Below are 17,950 nucleotides of genomic sequence, written 5' to 3'. Positions count from 1 at the left end.
TCAGAGCCCCCGGACCAGCTCGACGGCGAGCAACGGCGACCAGACGCGGAGCGCGTAGTGGCCCAGGCGGTGGGGCCCCTCGCCGTCCTCGTCCGGCAGGAGCGGTGAGGCGAGCACCTCGTAGGGAGCGGCCTCGCCCCAGGCCCGGACGTGCCACTGGTCGCCGTCCTCCTTGGGGAAGCCGGTCTCGTTGAAGCGGGGCGTCACCCACTCGCCCTGCGCCTTGAGGTCGGGGTCGGCCTGTCCCTGCGCCCCGATCGCGAACTCCTCGGCGAACGCCAGGCTGGTCTTGATCGGGAGGGGCAGCGGCTCGCGCTGGCCACGCTCCATCACGTCGACGAGCTCGCGCAGGTGGGTGCGCGCATCGTGGTCGGGCATCGGCGAGATCTGTGCGCGGCGACCCGACCGGCCCCAGCGACCGATCGTGTGGGCGGTCCAGTTCTCGTCGGGGTGGCCGGCGGCGAGGGCGAGCGCGTCGAGCCAGGCGGCGAGGCGGTGCTTGGCACCGAGGCTGGAGTAGCTCACGGAGACGAGGTTGTTGCCGAAGACGCCCGAGACGGTGCCGGTGAGCCGGCGGTCGCCGAGGTCGATGTCGACGTCGAGGGTGCGCTTGGCGCCGGTTCGGTTCTCCATAGCGGTAAGAACCAAAGGGCGCGCGACCTTAATGATGTCCTCGAAAACGGATAGGCCCAGTTGCTCCGGGGGGAGCACGCCCGACAGCTTGATGGCTTCTCCTACGGCAATCGCGTCGGCGCCGTTCAACACCTCAGAGGCGAGATAGTCGCCGACCTGCCACTTCTCCAGCCCGTCGAGGGTGATCGGGACGGCGTCCTTGGTCTCCTCCACGTCGTAGGGGGTGGTCACCCGGAGCCGGTGCCGCAGGAAGCTCCGCACCGGGTGGGCGAAGAAGTCGTGCAGGTCGCTCAGCGACACCTCCGGCACCGGCTCGGGCGCGACGAGCGGGTCGGGGACGAGGGCCCGGGGCGCGGTCCGCGGCGCGCGCGCCGCCTCCGCACCCGCGAGCGCCGTGCGGTCGAAGGAGAACGGCCGGTCGACCGCGCGCACGAGCGCGCCGGAGGTCAGGTTGGCCTCGTCGAAGGGCTGGAGCGGGTGCTGGAGCAGGATGTCGGCGCGGACCGGCTCGCTGCAGGTGCGGTCGAGGGTGTCGAGCAGCTCGCCGAGAGGCACGGCCGGCGGCCTGTCGTCGTTGGTGTGCTCGCCGCGGCCGGCGTAGGTGATCACCAGCGTCTCCGTCGCGGCGCCGATCGCGTCGAGCAGCAGCTGGCGGTCCTCCGAGCGGATGTCGCGCTCGCCCGTCAGCGGGCGACGGGCCAGCACGTCGTCGCCGTCGACCGACTCGAGGCGCGGGAACACGCCGTCGTCGAGGCCGACCAGGCAGACGACCCGGTGCGGCACCGAGCGCATCGGCACCATTGTGCAGACGGTGAGCGTGCCGGTGCGGAAGTTGCTCCGCGTCGGCCGGCCACGCAGCCGGTGCCGCAGCAGCGCACGGAGGTCGGCATGGCGCAGGCGGGTCTCGTGGTCGCCGACGCCCGCGGAGATCCGGGCCAGCTCGCGGTCGAACTGGGCCACCCGCCAGGCGTCGTCCGGGCCGCTCGCAGTGAGGCCGTGCACGGCCGCGCCGAGCGCGTCGGTCCAGTCGGCGACCGAGGTGGCGTCGCCCGCCGCGCGGACGAAGGTGTGCAGCCGGTCGACCATCTCGACGAACGTCCCGACGAGCTCGAGGTGGCCGTCGCCGACGTCGTCGATCGGCAGGGTGGAGCGGACGTAGCGGTGGCCCTCGCCCGACATCGCGGCCCCGAGGAGCACCCGCTGGAGGCCGCTGAGCCAGGTGTTGGCGTCGAGGTCGAGTCCGAAGGCGCCGCGGTGGTCGCGGTCGTAGCCCCAGCGGATCGCCGCCTGGTCGACCCAGCGGGTGATCCGCTCGAGGTGGTCGTCGGTGAAGCCGAAGCGGGCCCGGACCGGCTCGGTCGCGGCGAGGTCGAGCACGGCCGTCGCGGTCATCCGACCGGCCGCGAGCTCGACGAGGTCGGCGGCGACCCCCAGCAGCGGGTTGGTCGCACCGGGCGAGCGGTCCGCGAGCCGGACCCGCAGCCGGTGGGCCGGGTGGCCGGCGGCCTCGTCGGCGACGTCGGCGAGGCCGAAGCCCGCCGAGATCAGTGGCGCGTAGGTCTCGATGTCGGGGCACATCACGAGGATGTCGCGCGGCTCGAGCGTCGGGTCGTCCTGGAGCAGGCCGACGAGCACCTCACGCAGCACGTCGACCTGGCGCGCGGTGCCGTGGCAGGCGTGCACCTGCACCGACTGGTCGGTCGCCGCCCGCACCCGGGTGGCGAGGGTCGCGGCGTCGGGCGAGCGGTTGGCGCGGAGGTCGGACTGGAGCCAGCCGAGGACGGTCGAGGGGTCGGCGTGCCCGGCGCTGTACTGGTCGGTCGCGAGCTCGCCGAGCGTACGGCGCAGCTCGCGCGAGTCGCGGCCGAGCGAGGCCAGGAGCGGGTGGGCGACCAGCGCGGCCGAGTCGTCGTCGGCGCGCGCGACCGGACCCACCGCCGCCGTCGGCGCGAGCGCCGCCCAGAGTGACGGCGAGGGCTGCGGGAGCCAGAGGTGCACGTCGCGGTGGCCACCGAGTGCGCGCAGCAGCTCGACCTCGGTCACCGGCAGCCGGGTGTGGCCGAACAGCGACAGCCGGCCGGGCAGGTCGAGACCCTCCGCGCCGCCCGCGAGGCGGGCGACCGTCTCGGCATGGCGGAGGTCGGGCGCTGGTGCGTCGACCTCGGCGACGAGCCGTCGCCACAGCTCGGCCTGCCACCTCAGGTCGGAGGCCAGCTCCTGCCCGTCGCCGTCGGTGTCGTCGCCCGCCCGCCAGTCGCGGACCAGCTGCGGGCGCTGGACGGCGTAGGACGAGAAGAGACCGGCGAGCCGTCGCGCGACGGCGTAGCGCCGGGCCGACCTCTCGTCGGTCGGGTCGCCGCCGCCGAGGTGGGTGGTGAGGTCCTCGAAGCCCGGTGTGCCCATCACGTCGTCGATCACCTCGAGCAGTGGCCAGGCCAACCGGTCGGGGCTCCACGGGTCCTCGGCGTCGCGGTCGAGCAGCATCGAGACCAGCGAGTGGGGAGTCACGAAGTCGACGCCCGCGCACACGCCGTCGCCACCGCGACTGCCCGCACCGAGCCGGTGCGACAGCCGCTGGGTGAGCCAGCGCTCGACGCCCCGCGCCGGGACGACCACCACCTCCCGCGCGAACGGGTCGGGCAGCGGGGTGACCAGCAGGTCCGCGAGGCCGTCGGCGAGCGCGTCGGTGCGCTCGGCGGTGTGGAGGTGCAGGGTCACGCGCGCCACCCTATGAGCGGCGACCGACATCAGGCCGCAGGCGTCACCGGTACTCGGGGTTGGGGTGGTCGGGGTCGGAGAGGTCCCAGTTGAACGTGCTGGTGCCGTGGGCCGGGATGCCTCCGGAGTCCTTGAGCCGCCGTGCCGCGTGCAGCATGTTCCACGCGGCGAAGACGGCGTTGCGGGTGGTCCAGTGGTTCTGGGCGCCACGGTCGTCGTCGAGGTAGGAGGGGCCCGGACCGGCCTCGCCGTTCCAGTAGGCGTCGACCTGCGGGGGAATCGTGAAGCCGATGTGGCTCAGGGCGTAGAGCATCTGCGCGGCGCAGTGCTTGCCGCCGTCCTCGTTGCCGGTGATGACGACGCCGCCGACCTTGCCGTAGTAGCTCCACTGACCCGCGGCGTTGAGCTCGCCGGACCAGCCGTAGAGCCGCTCGATCGCGAGCCTGGTCAGCGACGACTGGTCACCGAGCCAGATCGGAGTGGCGAGGATGACGATGTCGGCCGGCTCGACGAGGCTCCGGTAGAGGTCGGGGAAGTCGTCGGTCTCCCAGCCGTGCTCGCGCATGTCGGGCTGCACGCCGGGCGGGACGACGTGGTCCACGAGACGTACGACGTCCACGCGGGTGCCGACCCCTTCGAGCACCCGTCGGGTGATCTCGAGGAGGCCGTCGGTGTGGCTCGGCTCGGGCGACCGCTTGAGGGTGCCGTTGAGGACGACGGCCCGGAGGTCGTCGTAGCGGGTGGTCGCCGCGGCGACCTCGGCGTCGATGAACTGCGCCACGCTCTCGGGGATCATCCTGCGAGCCTAGGAGCAGACGGGCACCGCCGGCAGCCTCCGGATCCTTACGGTCCCGTGACGCACGAGAGCCGGCCCCCGCACCGCGGGGACCGGCCGACGCTCAGGGGACTCAGCCCTTGAAGACGTCCTTGATCTTCTCACCGGCCTGCTTGAGGTTGGCGCCCGCCTGGTCGCCCTTGCCCTCGGCCTCGAGCTGCTCGTTGTCGGTGGCCTTGCCGGTGGACTCCTTGGCCTGGCCCTTGAGCTCCTCGGCCTTGTTGCTGATCTTGTCGTCGAGACCCATCGTGGTTCCTCCTGTGATCGGGGCGACCGGTGCGGTCACTCTTCGAACGTGCCACGCGCACCGGCACCGGAAAGCACCCGATGGGGTGGGATCGGCTACGGGTCGATCGGTCGCGGCGGCGTGGCCGCTCGGCCCTCGAGCGCGGGGCCGGCTTGGCGCGGCGGCGGCGTGTGCTCGACCTCCTCGGCGCGCGACGCGTCGAGGCGCCAGATGAAGAAGCAGCCGACGATGGCCACGACGATCGCCACGGTGCCGATCAGGATCACTGTGCCCATGGAAGTCTCCTGGTGTGAGAGAGGAAAATACCTCTGCACTCATGTATAAGTTATCCGGACAACATGCACAAGTGTGAGGGGTGACGGTGGGACGAGCAGAGGGCTTCGGGATCGGGGTGCTCGCCGAGCGCACCGGACTCACGCCGACCGTGCTGCGCACCTGGGACAACCGCTTCGGCTTCCCGGCCGGCGCGCGTACGGCCTCCGGCCACCGCCGCTTCACCGACGCCGACGTCGACCTCGTCCACCAGGTGCTCGACCTGCGCGCGACCGGCGTCGGGCTCGGTGCGGCCATCGGGTCCGTCGAGCGCCGCCGGCGCCGACCGGACGAGTCGGTGCACGCGGTGATGACGCGCGACTTCCCGCACCTCGGCGTGCGGCGGCTGGGCAGGCGTGCCCTCGTCGCGGCGTCGTACGCCGTCGAGGACGAGGCGCTCGCCCGGGCCGAGCGCCCGCTCGTGCTGGGCACGTTCCAGGAGGGCGACCGGTTCGCCGACCAGCGCCGCCGGTGGGACGAGCTCGCGCGCACGGCCGCGTGGTCGGCCGTGGTGGCCGACTTCGACGACGACCTGTCGGCCGACCCGTCGGCGAGCCCGGCGCGGTGCCAGCTGGCCGAGGGCTCACCACTGCGCCGCGAGTGGACGGTCGTCACGGTGAGCGACGCCCGGGCCGCGCTCGTCTCGGCCTGGGAGGTGCCGGGCAGCGCCGGACCCGTCTACGAGTCCGTGGTGACCGGGCACCGCCCCGCGGCGATCGCGGCGGCGCGCGTCCTGCTCGACGCGGCCCGCGCGGCGGGAGCGGATCCGCCCGCGGACGTCGTACGACTCCTCGACGAGCCGGGCCGCGAGACCGCGGCCGTCGACGTCGACCGGATGTGGCTGAGGGCGCTGGCCCACCTCGATCGCGGCTGAGTCGCTCGGCGACTCAGTGGTGGCGGAGCGCCTCGATGAGGTCCACCTTGTTCATGCTCGAGCGTCCCTCGATGCCGAGCTCGCTCGCGCGCTTGCGCAGCTCGGCGACGGTGCGGTCCTCGTAGTCCTCGGCGCTGCCGCCGCGCTTGCCGACCTTGGACCTGCCCTGCGCGGCTGCGGCGTTGGCGATCCGCGCCGCCTTCTCCTTGCTCGCGCCCTCGTCGCGCAGCGCCTCGTAGACCTCGGGGTCCTTCACCGACGGCCCGGGCGAGCTCTTCTTCTTCGCGGGCACGTCAGACCTGCCGGTCGAGCGAGGCGCGGAGCTGGTCGACGGTCTTCCTCGCCAGGATCGGGAGGTACGCCGCCACCACGGGCGAGGCGAACCGGGAGAGCCCGCTGAACGACATCTCCGCGGTGTAGCGGACCTGCGAGCCGCGCCCGGCCGCGGTGATCTCGAAGATGTCGTGGCCCTCGAACTGCTCGTTGGTGCCGCGCAGGTGCACGCGCGTCGGCGGCGCGAGCTCGGCGGTCGTGTAGGTGATCTCGACCTCGCGGCCGAGGAACGTCGAGACGTTGCGGTAGGTCGTGCCGACGCCGCCGTCGCCCGAGGTGCGCTCGCACGTCTGCGTGCCCGGGTCCCACTCCTCGGCGTGGGTGAAGTCGGCGAGGTAGGCGTAGGCCGCGTCGGGCGTGGCGACCGTCGAGAAAGTGCGGGAGACCGATGGCATCCCGCCACGTTAGACAACGAGGGGCGCACGCGGGGCACCCCAACGGGCACACTCGGGTCGTGAGGTCCCGCCGCGCCGTCGTCGCAACCGTGGCCGCCGCGCTCGCGGCGGGCCTCGTCGCGTGCGACGACCCGCCCTCCGACCCGTCCTCCGACCCGCCGTCCGGCCTCGAACCGGTCGACGTCACCTGGACCGAGCGCCTGCTGCCCGACCCGGGCGGGCCGCCCGGCCGTACGGTCGTGCGCGACGCGGTCGAGTGCGGTGACGGCTGGTGGGTCGTGGGCGCGGTGTTCCTCGACCGCCCGACCGAGACCCGCGACACCCGGCCGGCCGCGTGGTTCTCGACCGACCGCGAGACGTGGACGTCGGTGCCGGTGGACGCGCGGACCTACTGGGGCAGGCGGGCGATCATCAACTCGGTGGCGTGCTCCCGCGACCGGGTGGCCATGCTCGGCGCGCGCTCCGGCGGTGCCCACGGCAACCCGCGCGTGACGTCGTTCTACGCCGACGGCAACCGGATCGTCGACGTCCGGGCCGTCTTCATCCAGTTCGGCGGGGTCACCGCGACCAACGTCGGAGCGGTCTCCGGCGGGCCGGAGGGCTGGCTGATCACCGGCAACCGGATCTCGGGACCGGGCGTCTGGGTCACCGACGACCCGCGCGAGTTCACCCGGGTCGAGGCAGAGCCCGGCCTGACCGACGACGGCGACCTCCAGTCGATCACCCAGGGCGGCGGCTGGGCCGGTAACGAGTGGATCGTCGTGGGCGGTGGCGCCCGCACCGGGCGGCTCATGGACCCCGACCCGCTCGCCTGGACCTCGCCCGACGGGCTGACGTGGCAGCCGCAGGAGATGCCGGCGACGACGGAGATCGAGGACGCCCAGCGGGTGGTGCTCCTCGACGACGACCGGCTGCTGGTGGTCGGGCGGAGCGGCGGGCGCTTCGCCGCGTGGCTGCGGAACGAGGGGGGTGACGACGACTGGGACGACGCCGTGACCTTCGGTGAGATCGCGGACGGTTCGGACTGGCGCGGAGCGCCCTACGTCGCGTCGCTCGCCCGGACGCCGCTCGGCGTCCTCGCCACGGTCAGCACCGGCGACCACTACGAGCTCTGGCGCACCGACGACGGCCGCGGCTGGGAGCGGGTCGTCGTACCCCTCGAGCCGGAGACGGCGGGCGACCACACCCTCGTGGCCGGCAGCGGCGAGGACGACCTGCTGCTCGTCGGCGACTCCGGCACCGGCGGCCGCGTCTGGACCGGTGCAGTGACGTCCGGCTGACGCACTGGTCCAGACCCGTCGGTACGCCATCCACGCGTGAGCGGTGACGTTTTCTGTAACAAAGCGGTCACAGCGGGCCGTGGCTCTGGACGTGACTGTCGTCACTCCATATGTTGTCCGACACAACATATGCACCCGCCTTGACGGTCCCGACGAGCCGAGGTGCGACCCCCAATCGCTAGGAGGCGGTTCGCGTGAAGCGGAAGCACAGCTTGGTCCTCGTTCCTCTGATCGGCCTGTCGATGGCGCTGACCGCGTGCGGCAGCGACGACGGTGGCGACTCCGGCACCGACGGCGGCGACAGCGGCAGCAGCGAGACCACCGGCAAGATCGGCGTGATCCTCCCCGACACCGAGTCCTCGGTGCGGTGGGAGAGCGCGGACCGCCCGGAGCTCGAGCGGGCCTTCAAGGAGGCCGGTGTCGAGTACGAGATCCAGAACGCCGAGGGCGACGCCGAGAAGATGACCACCATCGCGGACGGCATGATCGCCGACGGCGTCACGGTCCTCGCGATCGTCAACCTCGACTCCGAGTCGGGTGCGGCGATCCAGGAGAAGGCGGCCTCGCAGGGCGTCAAGACCCTCGACTACGACCGCCTCACGCTGGGCGGCTCGGCCGAGGCCTACATCTCCTTCGACAACAACAAGGTCGGCGCGCTGCAGGGCCAGGGCCTCGCGGACTGCCTCGGCGACAAGGACGCCAACATCGTCTACCTCAACGGCTCGCCCACCGACAACAACGCCACGCTGTTCTCGGCCGGCGCCCACGAGGTGCTCGATGCGATCAGCACGTACAAGGTCGTCGGCGAGCAGGCCGTCCCGGACTGGGACAACGAGCAGGCCGTGACGATCTTCGAGCAGCTCTACACGCAGGCTGACGGCGACGTCGACGGTGTGCTGGCCGCCAACGACGGTCTCGGCGGCGCCGCGATCTCCGTCCTGGAGAAGAACGGCGAGGCCGGCAAGGTCCCGGTCACCGGGCAGGACGCCACGGTCGAGGGCCTGCAGAACGTCCTCGCCGGCACCCAGTGCATGACGATCTACAAGTCCGCGAAGCTGGAGGCCGGCGCCCTCGCCGAGGCCGCCATCGCCCTGGTCAACGGCGACTCGCCCGCGACCACCGGTGTGACGAACGACGGCGAGCGCGACGTGCCGTCGGTCCTGCTCGACCCGGTGTCGATCACCAAGGACAACGTCAAGGACGTCATCGACGACGGTGGCCAGACCGCCGCCGACGTGTGCACGGACGACTTCGCCAAGTTCTGCGACGAGGCCGGTATCTCCTGATCGCTTGATCAGGCGACACTGAACGAGGCGCCCGGGTCGGCCTACCCGGCCCGGGCGCCTTTCGTTCGACCAGACAACGAATCCATGGCCCTCGTGGCCACGAGGGAGCAACGGACATGAGCGAGCCCCTGCTTGAGCTGCGCGGCGTCAACAAGAGTTTCGGTGTAGTACACGTCCTCCACGACATCGACTTCGCGGTCTACCCCGGCCAGGTGACCGCCCTCGTCGGCGACAACGGTGCCGGCAAGTCGACGCTCGTGAAGATCATCGCCGGCATCTACGGCCGCGACACCGGTGACTACCTCTTCGAGGGCAAGCCGGTCGAGGTCCACGGACCACGCGACGTCGCCGCCCTGGGCGTCGAGGTCGTCTACCAGGACCTCGCGCTCTGCGACAACCTGGACATCACCCAGAACATGTTCCTCGGCCGCGAGCAGACCAAGGGCGGGACGCTCGACGAGCCTGCCATGGAGGCCCGCGCCCGCGAGACGCTGGCCTCGCTGTCGGTCCGCACCGTGAAGTCGGTGCGCCAGACCGTCGCCAGCCTCTCCGGCGGCCAGCGCCAGACGGTGGCGATCGCCAAGGCCGTCCTCTGGAACTCCAAGATCGTCCTCCTCGACGAGCCCACCGCGGCCCTCGGCGTGGCGCAGACCCGCCAGGTCCTCGACCTCGTACGACGCCTCGCCGACCGTGGGCTCGGCGTCGTGCTGATCTCGCACAACATGGGCGACGTCTTCGAGGTCGCCGACCGGATCACGGCGCTCTACCTCGGTCGCGTGGCCGCTGACGTGCCGACGAAGGACGTCAACCACAGCCAGGTCGTCGAGCTCATCACTGCCGGCCGTTCCGGCAACCTCGGGATCTCCGAGAACCCCGCAACGGCGAGCGTCTGAGGAGGCGGCCATGACCACTGACACCAACGAGAGCGGCGGCACTGCCACCGTCGCCGACACCGACTTCGCGCGCGACAGCCTGCAGGCCCACTCGCTCGGCGAGGCCTTCCAGGCCTACCTCAACAAGCTCCGCGGCGGCGACATGGGCTCGCTCCCCGCGATCCTCGGCCTCATCGTCCTGGCGATCATCTTCGGCCTCGCCAGTGACACGTTCACCACCAAGCTCAACATCGCCAACCTGATCACCCAGGCCGGACCGATCTGCGTCCTGGCCCTCGCGCTCGTCCCCGTGCTGCTCCTCGGCGAGATCGACCTGTCCGCCGGCGTGGCCGGCAGCACCGGTGCGATGACGGCCGGCCTGATGATCGTCGACCACGGCCAGAGCTGGCCGGTCGCGTTCCTCGGCGCGGTGGTCGTCGGAGCCGTGATCGGCGTCGTGATCGGCCTGCTGGTGTCACGGCTCGGGATCCCGTCCTTCGTCGTCACCCTCGCCTTCTTCCTGGGGCTCCAGGGAGTCATGCTGAAGTTCATCGGCCAGGGCGGATCGGTGCGCTTCGACAACGAGTTCCTGCGTGGCCTGGCGATCAAGAACGTCGACCCCACCGTCGGCTGGATCGGTGCCATCGTGATCGTGGTCGTGTTCGCCGGGCTGTCCCTGCGGACCTACCGGACCCAGGTGAGCCAGAAGCTCCAGCACCCGCCGATGAGCGTCGTGGTCCTGCGGATCGCCGCGCTGGCAGTGATCCTGCTGGGCGTCGTCTGGTTCCTCAACCAGAACCGCAGCCGCAACCCCAACTTCCCCATCGAGGGCATCCCCCGCATGCTCATCGTGGTCGCCGTGCTGCTGATCGTGTGGATGTTCATCCTCAACCGCACCCGTTACGGCCGCTACCTCTACGCCGTGGGTGGCAACGCCGAGGCGGCTCGCCGTGCCGGTATCAACGTCGCCCGGATCCGTACGTCCGCGTTCGTCGCCTGCTCGATGATGGCGGCCGTGAGTGGCATCCTCCTGGCGGCCAACACGGGCAAGATCTCGCCCGGATCGGGTGGTGGCAACGTCCTGCTGTACGCCGTGGGCGCCGCGGTCATCGGTGGTGTCAGCCTCTTCGGCGGACGCGGTCGAGCCACCGACGCGATCATCGGCGGCCTGGTCATCGCCACGATCAACAACGGGCTCCTGCTGCTCAACAACGCCAGCTGGATCAACTCCGTCGTGACGGGCGGTGTCCTCCTCCTCGCCGCGAGCGTCGACGCGATCTCCCGTCGCCGTCGCTCTGCTGCCGGCGTCTAGGCGCCCGACCGTGAGCCCGCAGCGGCGCTCGGGCCTCGGGACCAACCAGGAGGCCATCCGGCGCCACAACCTCGGCACCGTGCTCCGGCACGTGCACGGCGCCGGCGAGATGTCGCGAGCCGAGCTGACCAGCCTGATGGGGCTGAACCGCAGCACGATCGCGGGGCTGGTCGGCGAGCTCGAGTCGCTGGGCATCACCGAGCGCGCCGACCCGGCCGAGGGTGTGCGCCAGGGTGCCGGACGGCCGTCTGCGGGCGTGCGGATCGCGGCGGACGGGCCCTACGTCATCGCGGTCGATCTCGGCGTGGACCGGGCGGTCGTCGCCCGGGTCGGCCTGGGCGGCCGCATCCTCCAGCGATCGCAGGCGCCGGTGCACAGCGACGGTGAGGCGTGGCAGGTCGGCGCGGCCGTCGCTGCGCTGATCCGCACCGTCGTCGAGGACGCGCCGGCCGCGTCGCCCCTCGTCGGCATCGGGATCTCCGTGCCGGGCCTGGTGCGACGCAACGACGGCCTCATCCGGCTCGCCCCCAACCTGGAGTGGCACGACGTGTCGTTCGGCGGGATCGTGCTGGCGGCGCTCGGGCTCGACGTCCCTGTCTGCCTGGCCAACGACGCCGACCTCGGCGCGCTCGCCGAGCACACCCGCGGCGCGGGCGTCGGCACCGACGAGCTCATCTACATCTCCGGCAACGTCGGTGTCGGTGCCGGGATCATCACCGGCGGCCACCGGCTCGAGGGAGCGGGCGGCTACGCCGGCGAGGTCGGCCACCTGCGCTTCAACCCGCAGGGCAGGCCGTGCCACTGCGGCAACCTCGGTTGCTGGGAGACCGAGGTCGGCGCGCACGCCATCGCCTCGGCGATCGCGTGCCCGCCCGACAAGGTGGTCCAGCTCGGCGAGGTCCTCGAGTCCTTCGGCAAGCCCTCGCCGGCCCTGCGGGCGACCGGCACGGCGCTGGGCCAGGGCCTTGCCAGCCTGGTCAACGCGTTCAACCCCCGCATGGTCATCCTCGGTGGCTACTTCAGGTCGCTCTACCTCCTCGTCGGCCGAGAGGTCGACGCCGGGCTGGCCGAGCGTGCGCTGCCCGCACCCCTGGAGTCGGTGACGCTCGCGCTCCCGGGCCTCGGTGCCGACTCGTCGCTGCTCGGGGCGGCCGAGATCGCGCTGGAGCCGCTCTTCGTCGACCCGGTCGCCGCGCTCGGCACGGCCATCGACGACGTACGCTCCCGCCTCGCGGGCTGACCCCGAGCGATCAGGCCAGCAGGTCGACCTCGCCGAGCAGCACCGGGCCGAAGGACTGCTCGGCCGCGCCCAGGGCGGCGGCCTCGATGCCGAGGGTGCTGGTCCGCAGCTCGGGCCTGACCTGTGCGGCGGAGACGAGCCGCTCGTCGAGGGTGCGACGCGCGGGCTCGAGGACGAGGTCACCCAGCACGGCGAAGTAGCCGCCCATCACCACGACCTCGGGGTCGAGGACGGTGCTCAGCACGGCGATGCCCAGCCCGACGTCGCGCCCGACGCGCTCGAGCCCGTCGCGGACGGACGCGTCGGTGGCCGCCCGTTCGGCGACCGCCTCGGCCGTCCGCAGCGGAGTGTCCAGCTCACTCATGTCGACGGCGGCGAGCATCGCCTTCATGCCGATCGACGCCTCCCAGCAGCCCCGCCTCCCGCAGCCGCACAGGGCGGTGGAGTCGCCGACCGCCATGTGGCCCACCTCGCCGGCGAACCCCGCGCCCCCACGTACGAGCTCGCCGTCCTGCACGATCCCGGCTCCGATGCCGACGGTGCCGGTGACGTAGAGGGCGTGGCTCGCACCGCGGGCGGCGCCGTGGTGCGACTCGGCGTACGCCGCGCAGTTGGCGTCGTTGCTGACGCCGACCCGCACGTCCGGGACCAGCGAGCCGAGCGCGTCGGCGAGATCAGCCCACTCGACGCGCAGGTTGGGCGCCCACGCCACGGTGCGGTCGTCGGCGCGCACGAGCGCCGGGACCGCGAGGGTCGTGCCGACCAGGACGTCGTCCGCCCCGACGTGCTCGTCGAGCGCGGACCGCGCGAGGTCGCTGAGGTCGTCGCTCGTGCCGCCCGCCCGACTGGTGGTGGAGACGATGTCACCCGCGAGGTCGAGCACCACGGCCGACACGTAGTCGACGTTGAGCTCGAGGCCCAGCGAGACGAACCGGTCACCCCGGAGGGCGACCGGGCGCCCGGGGCGACCGCGCACGCCCGGTCGCGACCCCTCCTCGGCGACGGCGCGCGCCGCCTCGAGGTCCGCGACGATCACACCGACCGTCGCCTTCGCGAGGCCGGTGTGCGTCGCCAGCTCGGACCGGGTGGACGGTCCGAGCTCGCGGAGCGCCCGGAGCACGGCGCCGGTGTTGGCGCGCCGCAGCCCCTCGGTGCCGGACGCCGAGCGCCGCAGCCCCTCGGTGTCGCTCACCGCACGCAGGTGTGGCCGCACGGTCAGCGGACGCCGTAGAGGTGCTCGAGCGCCAGCTGGTCCAGGTGCTCGGTCGCCGCGCCGATGGTGGCGAGCTGCTCGGGGTCGGGCAGCTGCCACTCGAGCAGCTGCTCCCAGCCCTCGCCCTCGCCGAGCGTGCTCTGGGCCAGCTCGGGCAGCCGCGCCGCCTCGAGTGCCGCCTGCACCTCGGGGTCGGCGCGGAACGCCTTCACCTTCTCGCGGAGGATGAGGTAGTTGCGCATGTTGGCGGCGGCGCTGACCCACACGCCGTCCTCGTCCTCGATCCGCGAGGGCTTGTAGTCGAAGTGCACGGGGCCGTCGTAGCCACCCGCGAGCAGCACGTCGACGATCCAGAAGGCACCGCGGACGTTGCCGGCGCCGAAGCGCAGGTCCTGGTCGTACTTCGGGCCGTTCTGGCCGTTGAGGTCGATGTGGTAGAGCTTGCCCTGCCACAGCGCCTGGGCGTAGCCGGCAGCGGCGTTCATGCCGGCCATCTCCTCGTGCCCGATCTCGGGGTTCACACCGACGAGCTCGGGGCGCTCGAGCTGGTTGATGAAGGCCAGCGCGTGCCCGATCGTCGGGAGCAGGATGTCACCGCGCGGCTCGTTGGGCTTGGGCTCGATCGCGAAGCGGAGGTCGTAGCCCTTCTCCGTGACGTAGTCGCCGAGGAGGTCGAAGGCCTCCTTCATCCGGTCGAGCGCGACGGCGGTGTCCTGCGAGGCGCCGTACTCCGCGCCCTCACGTCCGCCCCACGCGACGTAGACCTTGGCGCCGAGCTCGGCGGCGAGGTCGATGTTGCGCATCACCTTGCGCAGCGCGAAGCGGCGGATGTCGCGGTTGTTGTTGGTGAAGCCGCCGGCCTTGAAGACCGGGTGGCTGAAGAGGTTGGTCGTCGCGGTGGTGACGACGAGGCCGGTGTCGGCCAGGCCCTTCGTGAAGCGGTCGATGATCTGCTGGCGCGTCGCGTCGTCGCTGCCGAAGGGGATCACGTCGTCGTCGTGGAAGTTGACCCCGTAGGCGCCGAGCTCGGCGAGCTTCTCCAGCGCGTGGACGGTGTCCATCGGGGGGCGGGTGGCGCCGCCGAACGGATCCACGCCCTGCCAGCCGACGGTCCAGAGGCCGAAGGAGAACTTGTCCTCGGGGGTGGGCGTGGGGACATCGATGCTCATGAGGTGCCTTTCGGTGTTCGGCCGTACTTCAGTCGGTCCAGGTGGTGGTGCGCTCGCGGAGGTCTCCGTAGGCCTCGCGGACGTGGGGGGTGGGGTCGGCCTCGAGGACCGTGGTCTCGGCGGCCGGCCAGGCCGGGGGCGTTGCCGTGCCGGCGAGCGCCCAGGCGGCCTGCCGGGCCGCGCCGAGGGCGACGTACTCACCCGGGGGCGGCAGCACCACGGGGCAGCCGAGCACGGCGGGCGCGAGCTCGCGCAGCGCGGCGCTCTTCGTCGCGCCGCCGACCATGAGCACGCGCCTCGGCGTCTCGCCGGTCGCAGCGACCAGCCGGTCGACGGCGTCGGCGAGGGAGCAGAGCAGGGACTCGTACGCCGCCCGCGCGAGGTCCGCGCGAGTCGTGGCGGGCGTCAGGCCGGTCCAGGTGCCGACGGCGTCGGGCCGGTTGGGCGTGCGCTCGCCGCCGTAGTAGGGGAGAAGGGTGACCCCGCCCGCGCCGGGAGCTGACTGCAGGGCGAGGTCGGCGAGCCCGTCGTGGTCGACGCCGAGCCAGCGGGCCTGGAGGTCGAGGATCCCGGCGGCGTTCATCGTGGTGACCATCGGCAGGTAGCCGCCGCTGGCGTCGGCGAAGCCGGTGACGACGCCGGTGCCGTCGGCGACCGGCACGCTGCTGACGGCCGACGCCACGCCGGACGTGCCGACCGAGACGAGGACGTCGCCGGGCTCGAGCGCCATGCCGAGGGCGGCGCCCATGTTGTCGCCGGTGCCGCCGCCGATGGGCGTCCCGCTCGCGGTGTGGGCGGCGACGGTGCCGGGCGCGACGATGCGGGGCGTCTGCGCTGCGTGGCCGAGCGCCTGCTCGAGGAGGTCGTGCCGCCAGGCGTCGTGGCGGGCGTCGAAGTAGCCCGTGCCGGAGGCGTCGCCGCGGTCGGTGAACGGGTCGGTGCCCTCCGCCGCCAGGTGCCACGAGACGTAGTCGTGGGGGAGCAGCACCGTGGCGACCGCCGCCGCGTGGTCGGGCTCGTGGTCGCGCAGCCAGCGCAGCTTGGTGGAGGTGAACGACGCGACGAGGACGCTGCCGATCGCGTCGGCGCAGGCCTGCGGCCCGCCCATCTCCTCGATCAGCTCGACCGCGGCACCGGCGGAGCGGGTGTCGTTCCAGAGCAGCGCGTCGCGGACCGGCGTACCGGACGCGTCGAGCGCCACCATCCCGTGCTGCTGGCCGGCGACAGCCATCGCATCGGCGCGGTCGAGCAGACCGTCGGTCGCCTCGTCGACGGCGCTCAGCCATGCCCGTGGGTCGACCTCGGTGCCGGCCGGGTGCGACGCCGTACGCGCCTCGACGACCTCGCCGCTGTCGGCGTCCACCAAGAGGGCCTTGGTCGACTGGGTGGAGGAGTCGATGCCGAGGGTGAGAGCCACGTCACTATTAAGTACGAGTCTCGAACTAAAGTCAAGGTGGTCTGGCACGGCGGGGATTTGCAGATGAAATCTACGATGCATAGGTTTTGTCCTCATGAATGAAGGAGGTGTGTGATGCCGAGATCGGGACTCACCACTGCGCGGGTCGCCGAGGCTGCTGCCGAGCTCGCGGACGAGGTCGGCCTCGACGCCGTCACCCTGTCGGCGCTCGCGCGACGCTTCGACGTGGCCGCGCCGAGCCTCTACTCCCACGTCCGCAGCACGGCCGACGTCCGCGTCCGGGTCGCGCTGCTCGCGCTCGACGAGACCGCGGACCGGGTTGCGTCCGCCCTCGCCGGGGTCAGCCGACGCGAGGCGATCGCCGCCGTCGGCCAGGTCTGGCGGGCGTACGCCGTCGAGCACCCGGGGCGCTACGCCGCCACCCGGCTGCCGCTGGACGCGGACACCGCCGCCGCCAGCGCCGGCCCGCGGCACGCCGACCTGAGCCGTTCGTCCCTGCGCGGCTACGCGCTCGCGGACCACGACGTGACCCATGCCGTCCGGCTGGTCGGGGCGACCTTCCACGGCTACGCCGCCCTCGACGCGGCCGGGGCCTTCGGCCACGGCGGGCGCGGGGTGCCCACGTCCGACGAGACCTGGGAGCGCGTCGTCGACGGGCTCCACACCCTGCTGACCTCCTGGGAGGACCGATGATCGACCCCGCACTCGTCCACGGCGCCATCGAGCTCGAGCGCACGGACCGCGGCCTGCTGCCGCACCGGCTGCCCGCGTGGGCGCGGGCGCAGACGGACGACCCGCAGCTCCACCTCGTCGAGGCGCAGCCCGCGGGCGTACGCCTCGCGCTGCGCACCTCCGCGACCCGGCTCGAGCTCGACGTCCTGCCCACCAAGAGGCGCTACGCCGGCACGCCGCCGCGGCCCGATGGCTGGTACGACGTGCTCGTCGACGGCGAGCTCGTCCAGCGGCTCCAGGCGCCCGGTGGCAACGTCCTGGACGTCGAGATGATGACCGGAGCGAGCACCTTCACCGCCGGTGAGCCGCTGACGCTGGCGATCGCCCTGGCCGACGGCGAGAAGGACGTCGAGGTCTGGCTGCCCCACGACGAGCAGACCGAGCTGGTCGACCTGCGCGCCGACGCCCCTGTCGAGCCGCTGACGAGCGACCGGCCGCGGTGGCTGCACCACGGCAGCTCGATCAGCCACGGATCGATGGCGACGCACCCGACCGAGACCTGGCCCGTCGTCGCCGCGCGGCTGGCCGGCCTCGACCTCGTCAACCTCGGTCTCGGCGGCAGCGCCCTGCTCGACCCGTTCGTCGCGCGCACCATCCGGGACACCCCGGCCGACCTCATCTCGGTCAAGCTGGGCATCAACCTGGTCAACCAGGACCTGCTCCGCCGGCGCGCGCTCGGCCCGGCCGTCCACGGCTGGCTCGACACGATCCGCGACGGCCACCCGGAGACGCCGATCCGCCTCGTCTCGTCGATCCACTGCGGGATCCACGAGTCGACCCCGGGCCCGAGCGCGCCCGACATGGCGGCGCTCGCGGAGGGCCGGCTGGCGTTCGTCGCTGGCGGTGACCCGGCCACGGTGGCGCAGGGCGCGCTCACCCTGGAGGTGGTCCGGGAGGTCCTCGCCGAGGTGGTGGAGCGACGCGGCGACCCGCACCTGTCGTACGTCGACGGTCTCGCGCTCTACGGCGCCGAGGACGCCGAGCGGCTCCCGCTCCCCGACAACCTCCACCCCGACTCCGCGGCCCACCGGCTCATCGGCGAGCGGTTCGCGGCGCTGGGGGACTGGCTGGGGGACTGGTAG

At 72.5% G+C, this 17,950-nt stretch carries 17 protein-coding genes; 8 read left to right on the top strand and 9 right to left on the bottom strand.

What is annotated here, in order from left to right:
- The 4 genes from recC to JI751_RS02200 all read right to left on the bottom strand — a co-directional run bounded on the left by recC (position 1) and on the right by JI751_RS02200 (position 4,708).
- Positions 1 to 3,351 (bottom strand): exodeoxyribonuclease V subunit gamma, encoded by a 3,351-nt coding sequence (gene recC / locus JI751_RS02215; RefSeq protein ID WP_201932886.1) that lies wholly within the window; start codon positions 3,349 to 3,351, stop codon positions 1 to 3.
- A 43-nt stretch (positions 3,352 to 3,394) separates the two neighbouring features.
- Entirely contained in the window at positions 3,395 to 4,147 is a 753-nt protein-coding gene (locus JI751_RS02210; protein ID WP_201932884.1) for a flavodoxin family protein, read from the bottom strand.
- 112 nt (positions 4,148 to 4,259) lie between these two features.
- Positions 4,260 to 4,433 carry a CsbD family protein gene (locus tag JI751_RS02205; RefSeq protein WP_129478206.1) on the bottom strand — a complete coding sequence of 58 codons (174 nt, stop codon included), beginning with the start codon at positions 4,431 to 4,433 and terminating at the stop codon, positions 4,260 to 4,262.
- 95 nt (positions 4,434 to 4,528) lie between these two features.
- Entirely contained in the window at positions 4,529 to 4,708 is a 180-nt protein-coding gene (locus JI751_RS02200; RefSeq protein ID WP_201932882.1) for a hypothetical protein, read from the bottom strand.
- 86 nt (positions 4,709 to 4,794) lie between these two features.
- Between JI751_RS02200 and JI751_RS02195 the strand changes: the two genes are divergently transcribed.
- Positions 4,795 to 5,619, top strand: a complete 825-nt coding sequence (locus tag JI751_RS02195) for a DICT sensory domain-containing protein (RefSeq protein ID WP_201932879.1) — start codon at positions 4,795 to 4,797, stop codon at positions 5,617 to 5,619.
- Between the two features lie 13 nt (positions 5,620 to 5,632).
- On the opposite strand, the gene JI751_RS02190 is transcribed toward JI751_RS02195, so the two are convergent.
- Together JI751_RS02190 and JI751_RS02185 are read right to left on the bottom strand one after the other, a co-directional pair.
- Complete coding sequence (locus tag JI751_RS02190; RefSeq protein ID WP_201932876.1) at positions 5,633 to 5,911, bottom strand: Rho termination factor N-terminal domain-containing protein; 279 nt, start codon at positions 5,909 to 5,911, stop codon at positions 5,633 to 5,635.
- 1 nt (position 5,912) lies between these two features.
- Complete coding sequence (locus JI751_RS02185) at positions 5,913 to 6,347, bottom strand: SRPBCC family protein (RefSeq protein ID WP_201932874.1); 435 nt, start codon at positions 6,345 to 6,347, stop codon at positions 5,913 to 5,915.
- Between the two features lie 59 nt (positions 6,348 to 6,406).
- Here JI751_RS02185 and JI751_RS02180 point away from each other — a divergent pair, with 59 nt between their 5' ends.
- From JI751_RS02180 to JI751_RS02160, 5 genes are all read left to right on the top strand, one after another.
- Entirely contained in the window at positions 6,407 to 7,627 is a 1,221-nt protein-coding gene (locus JI751_RS02180) for a hypothetical protein (RefSeq protein ID WP_201932871.1), read from the top strand.
- A 194-nt stretch (positions 7,628 to 7,821) separates the two neighbouring features.
- Complete coding sequence (locus JI751_RS02175; RefSeq protein WP_307813721.1) at positions 7,822 to 8,913, top strand: sugar ABC transporter substrate-binding protein; 1,092 nt, start codon at positions 7,822 to 7,824, stop codon at positions 8,911 to 8,913.
- Between the two features lie 116 nt (positions 8,914 to 9,029).
- A complete protein-coding gene (locus JI751_RS02170; protein WP_201932868.1) occupies positions 9,030 to 9,806 on the top strand; it encodes an ATP-binding cassette domain-containing protein in 777 nt (258 codons plus the stop codon).
- 10 nt (positions 9,807 to 9,816) lie between these two features.
- Positions 9,817 to 11,097: a sugar ABC transporter permease gene (locus tag JI751_RS02165; protein ID WP_201932865.1), complete on the top strand. Its 1,281-nt coding sequence runs from the start codon at positions 9,817 to 9,819 to the stop codon at positions 11,095 to 11,097.
- A gap of 10 nt (positions 11,098 to 11,107) precedes the next feature.
- Positions 11,108 to 12,337, top strand: a complete 1,230-nt coding sequence (locus tag JI751_RS02160) for an ROK family transcriptional regulator (RefSeq protein WP_201932862.1) — start codon at positions 11,108 to 11,110, stop codon at positions 12,335 to 12,337.
- A 10-nt stretch (positions 12,338 to 12,347) separates the two neighbouring features.
- Here JI751_RS02160 and JI751_RS02155 read toward each other — a convergent pair whose 3' ends face one another.
- Genes JI751_RS02155 through xylB form a run of 3 tightly spaced genes read right to left on the bottom strand, consistent with a single transcriptional unit; the run spans position 12,348 to position 16,136 of the window.
- Positions 12,348 to 13,529, bottom strand: a complete 1,182-nt coding sequence (locus JI751_RS02155; protein ID WP_201932860.1) for an ROK family protein — start codon at positions 13,527 to 13,529, stop codon at positions 12,348 to 12,350.
- 23 nt (positions 13,530 to 13,552) lie between these two features.
- Positions 13,553 to 14,719 (bottom strand): xylose isomerase, encoded by a 1,167-nt coding sequence (gene xylA / locus JI751_RS02150; RefSeq protein WP_201932857.1) that lies wholly within the window; start codon positions 14,717 to 14,719, stop codon positions 13,553 to 13,555.
- A gap of 28 nt (positions 14,720 to 14,747) precedes the next feature.
- The gene (gene xylB / locus JI751_RS02145) at positions 14,748 to 16,136 is read right to left on the bottom strand and encodes a xylulokinase (RefSeq protein WP_201932855.1); all 1,389 of its coding nucleotides are present in this window, start codon (positions 16,134 to 16,136) and stop codon (positions 14,748 to 14,750) included.
- Between the two features lie 114 nt (positions 16,137 to 16,250).
- On the opposite strand from xylB, the gene JI751_RS02140 reads away from it, so the two are divergent.
- Both JI751_RS02140 and JI751_RS02135 read left to right on the top strand, forming a co-directional pair.
- Positions 16,251 to 16,829, top strand: a complete 579-nt coding sequence (locus JI751_RS02140) for a TetR-like C-terminal domain-containing protein (RefSeq protein ID WP_201932853.1) — start codon at positions 16,251 to 16,253, stop codon at positions 16,827 to 16,829.
- Positions 16,826 to 17,950: an SGNH/GDSL hydrolase family protein gene (locus JI751_RS02135; protein ID WP_201932851.1), complete on the top strand. Its 1,125-nt coding sequence runs from the start codon at positions 16,826 to 16,828 to the stop codon at positions 17,948 to 17,950. Before JI751_RS02140 ends, JI751_RS02135 begins: the two co-directional genes overlap by 4 nt.

This window comes from Nocardioides baculatus (assembly GCF_016735675.1).
GTDB classification, from domain to species: domain Bacteria; phylum Actinomycetota; class Actinomycetes; order Propionibacteriales; family Nocardioidaceae; genus Nocardioides; species Nocardioides baculatus.
Note: the sequence above shows the minus strand (reverse complement) of the source record. Positions and strands in the feature narration are given on the sequence as shown.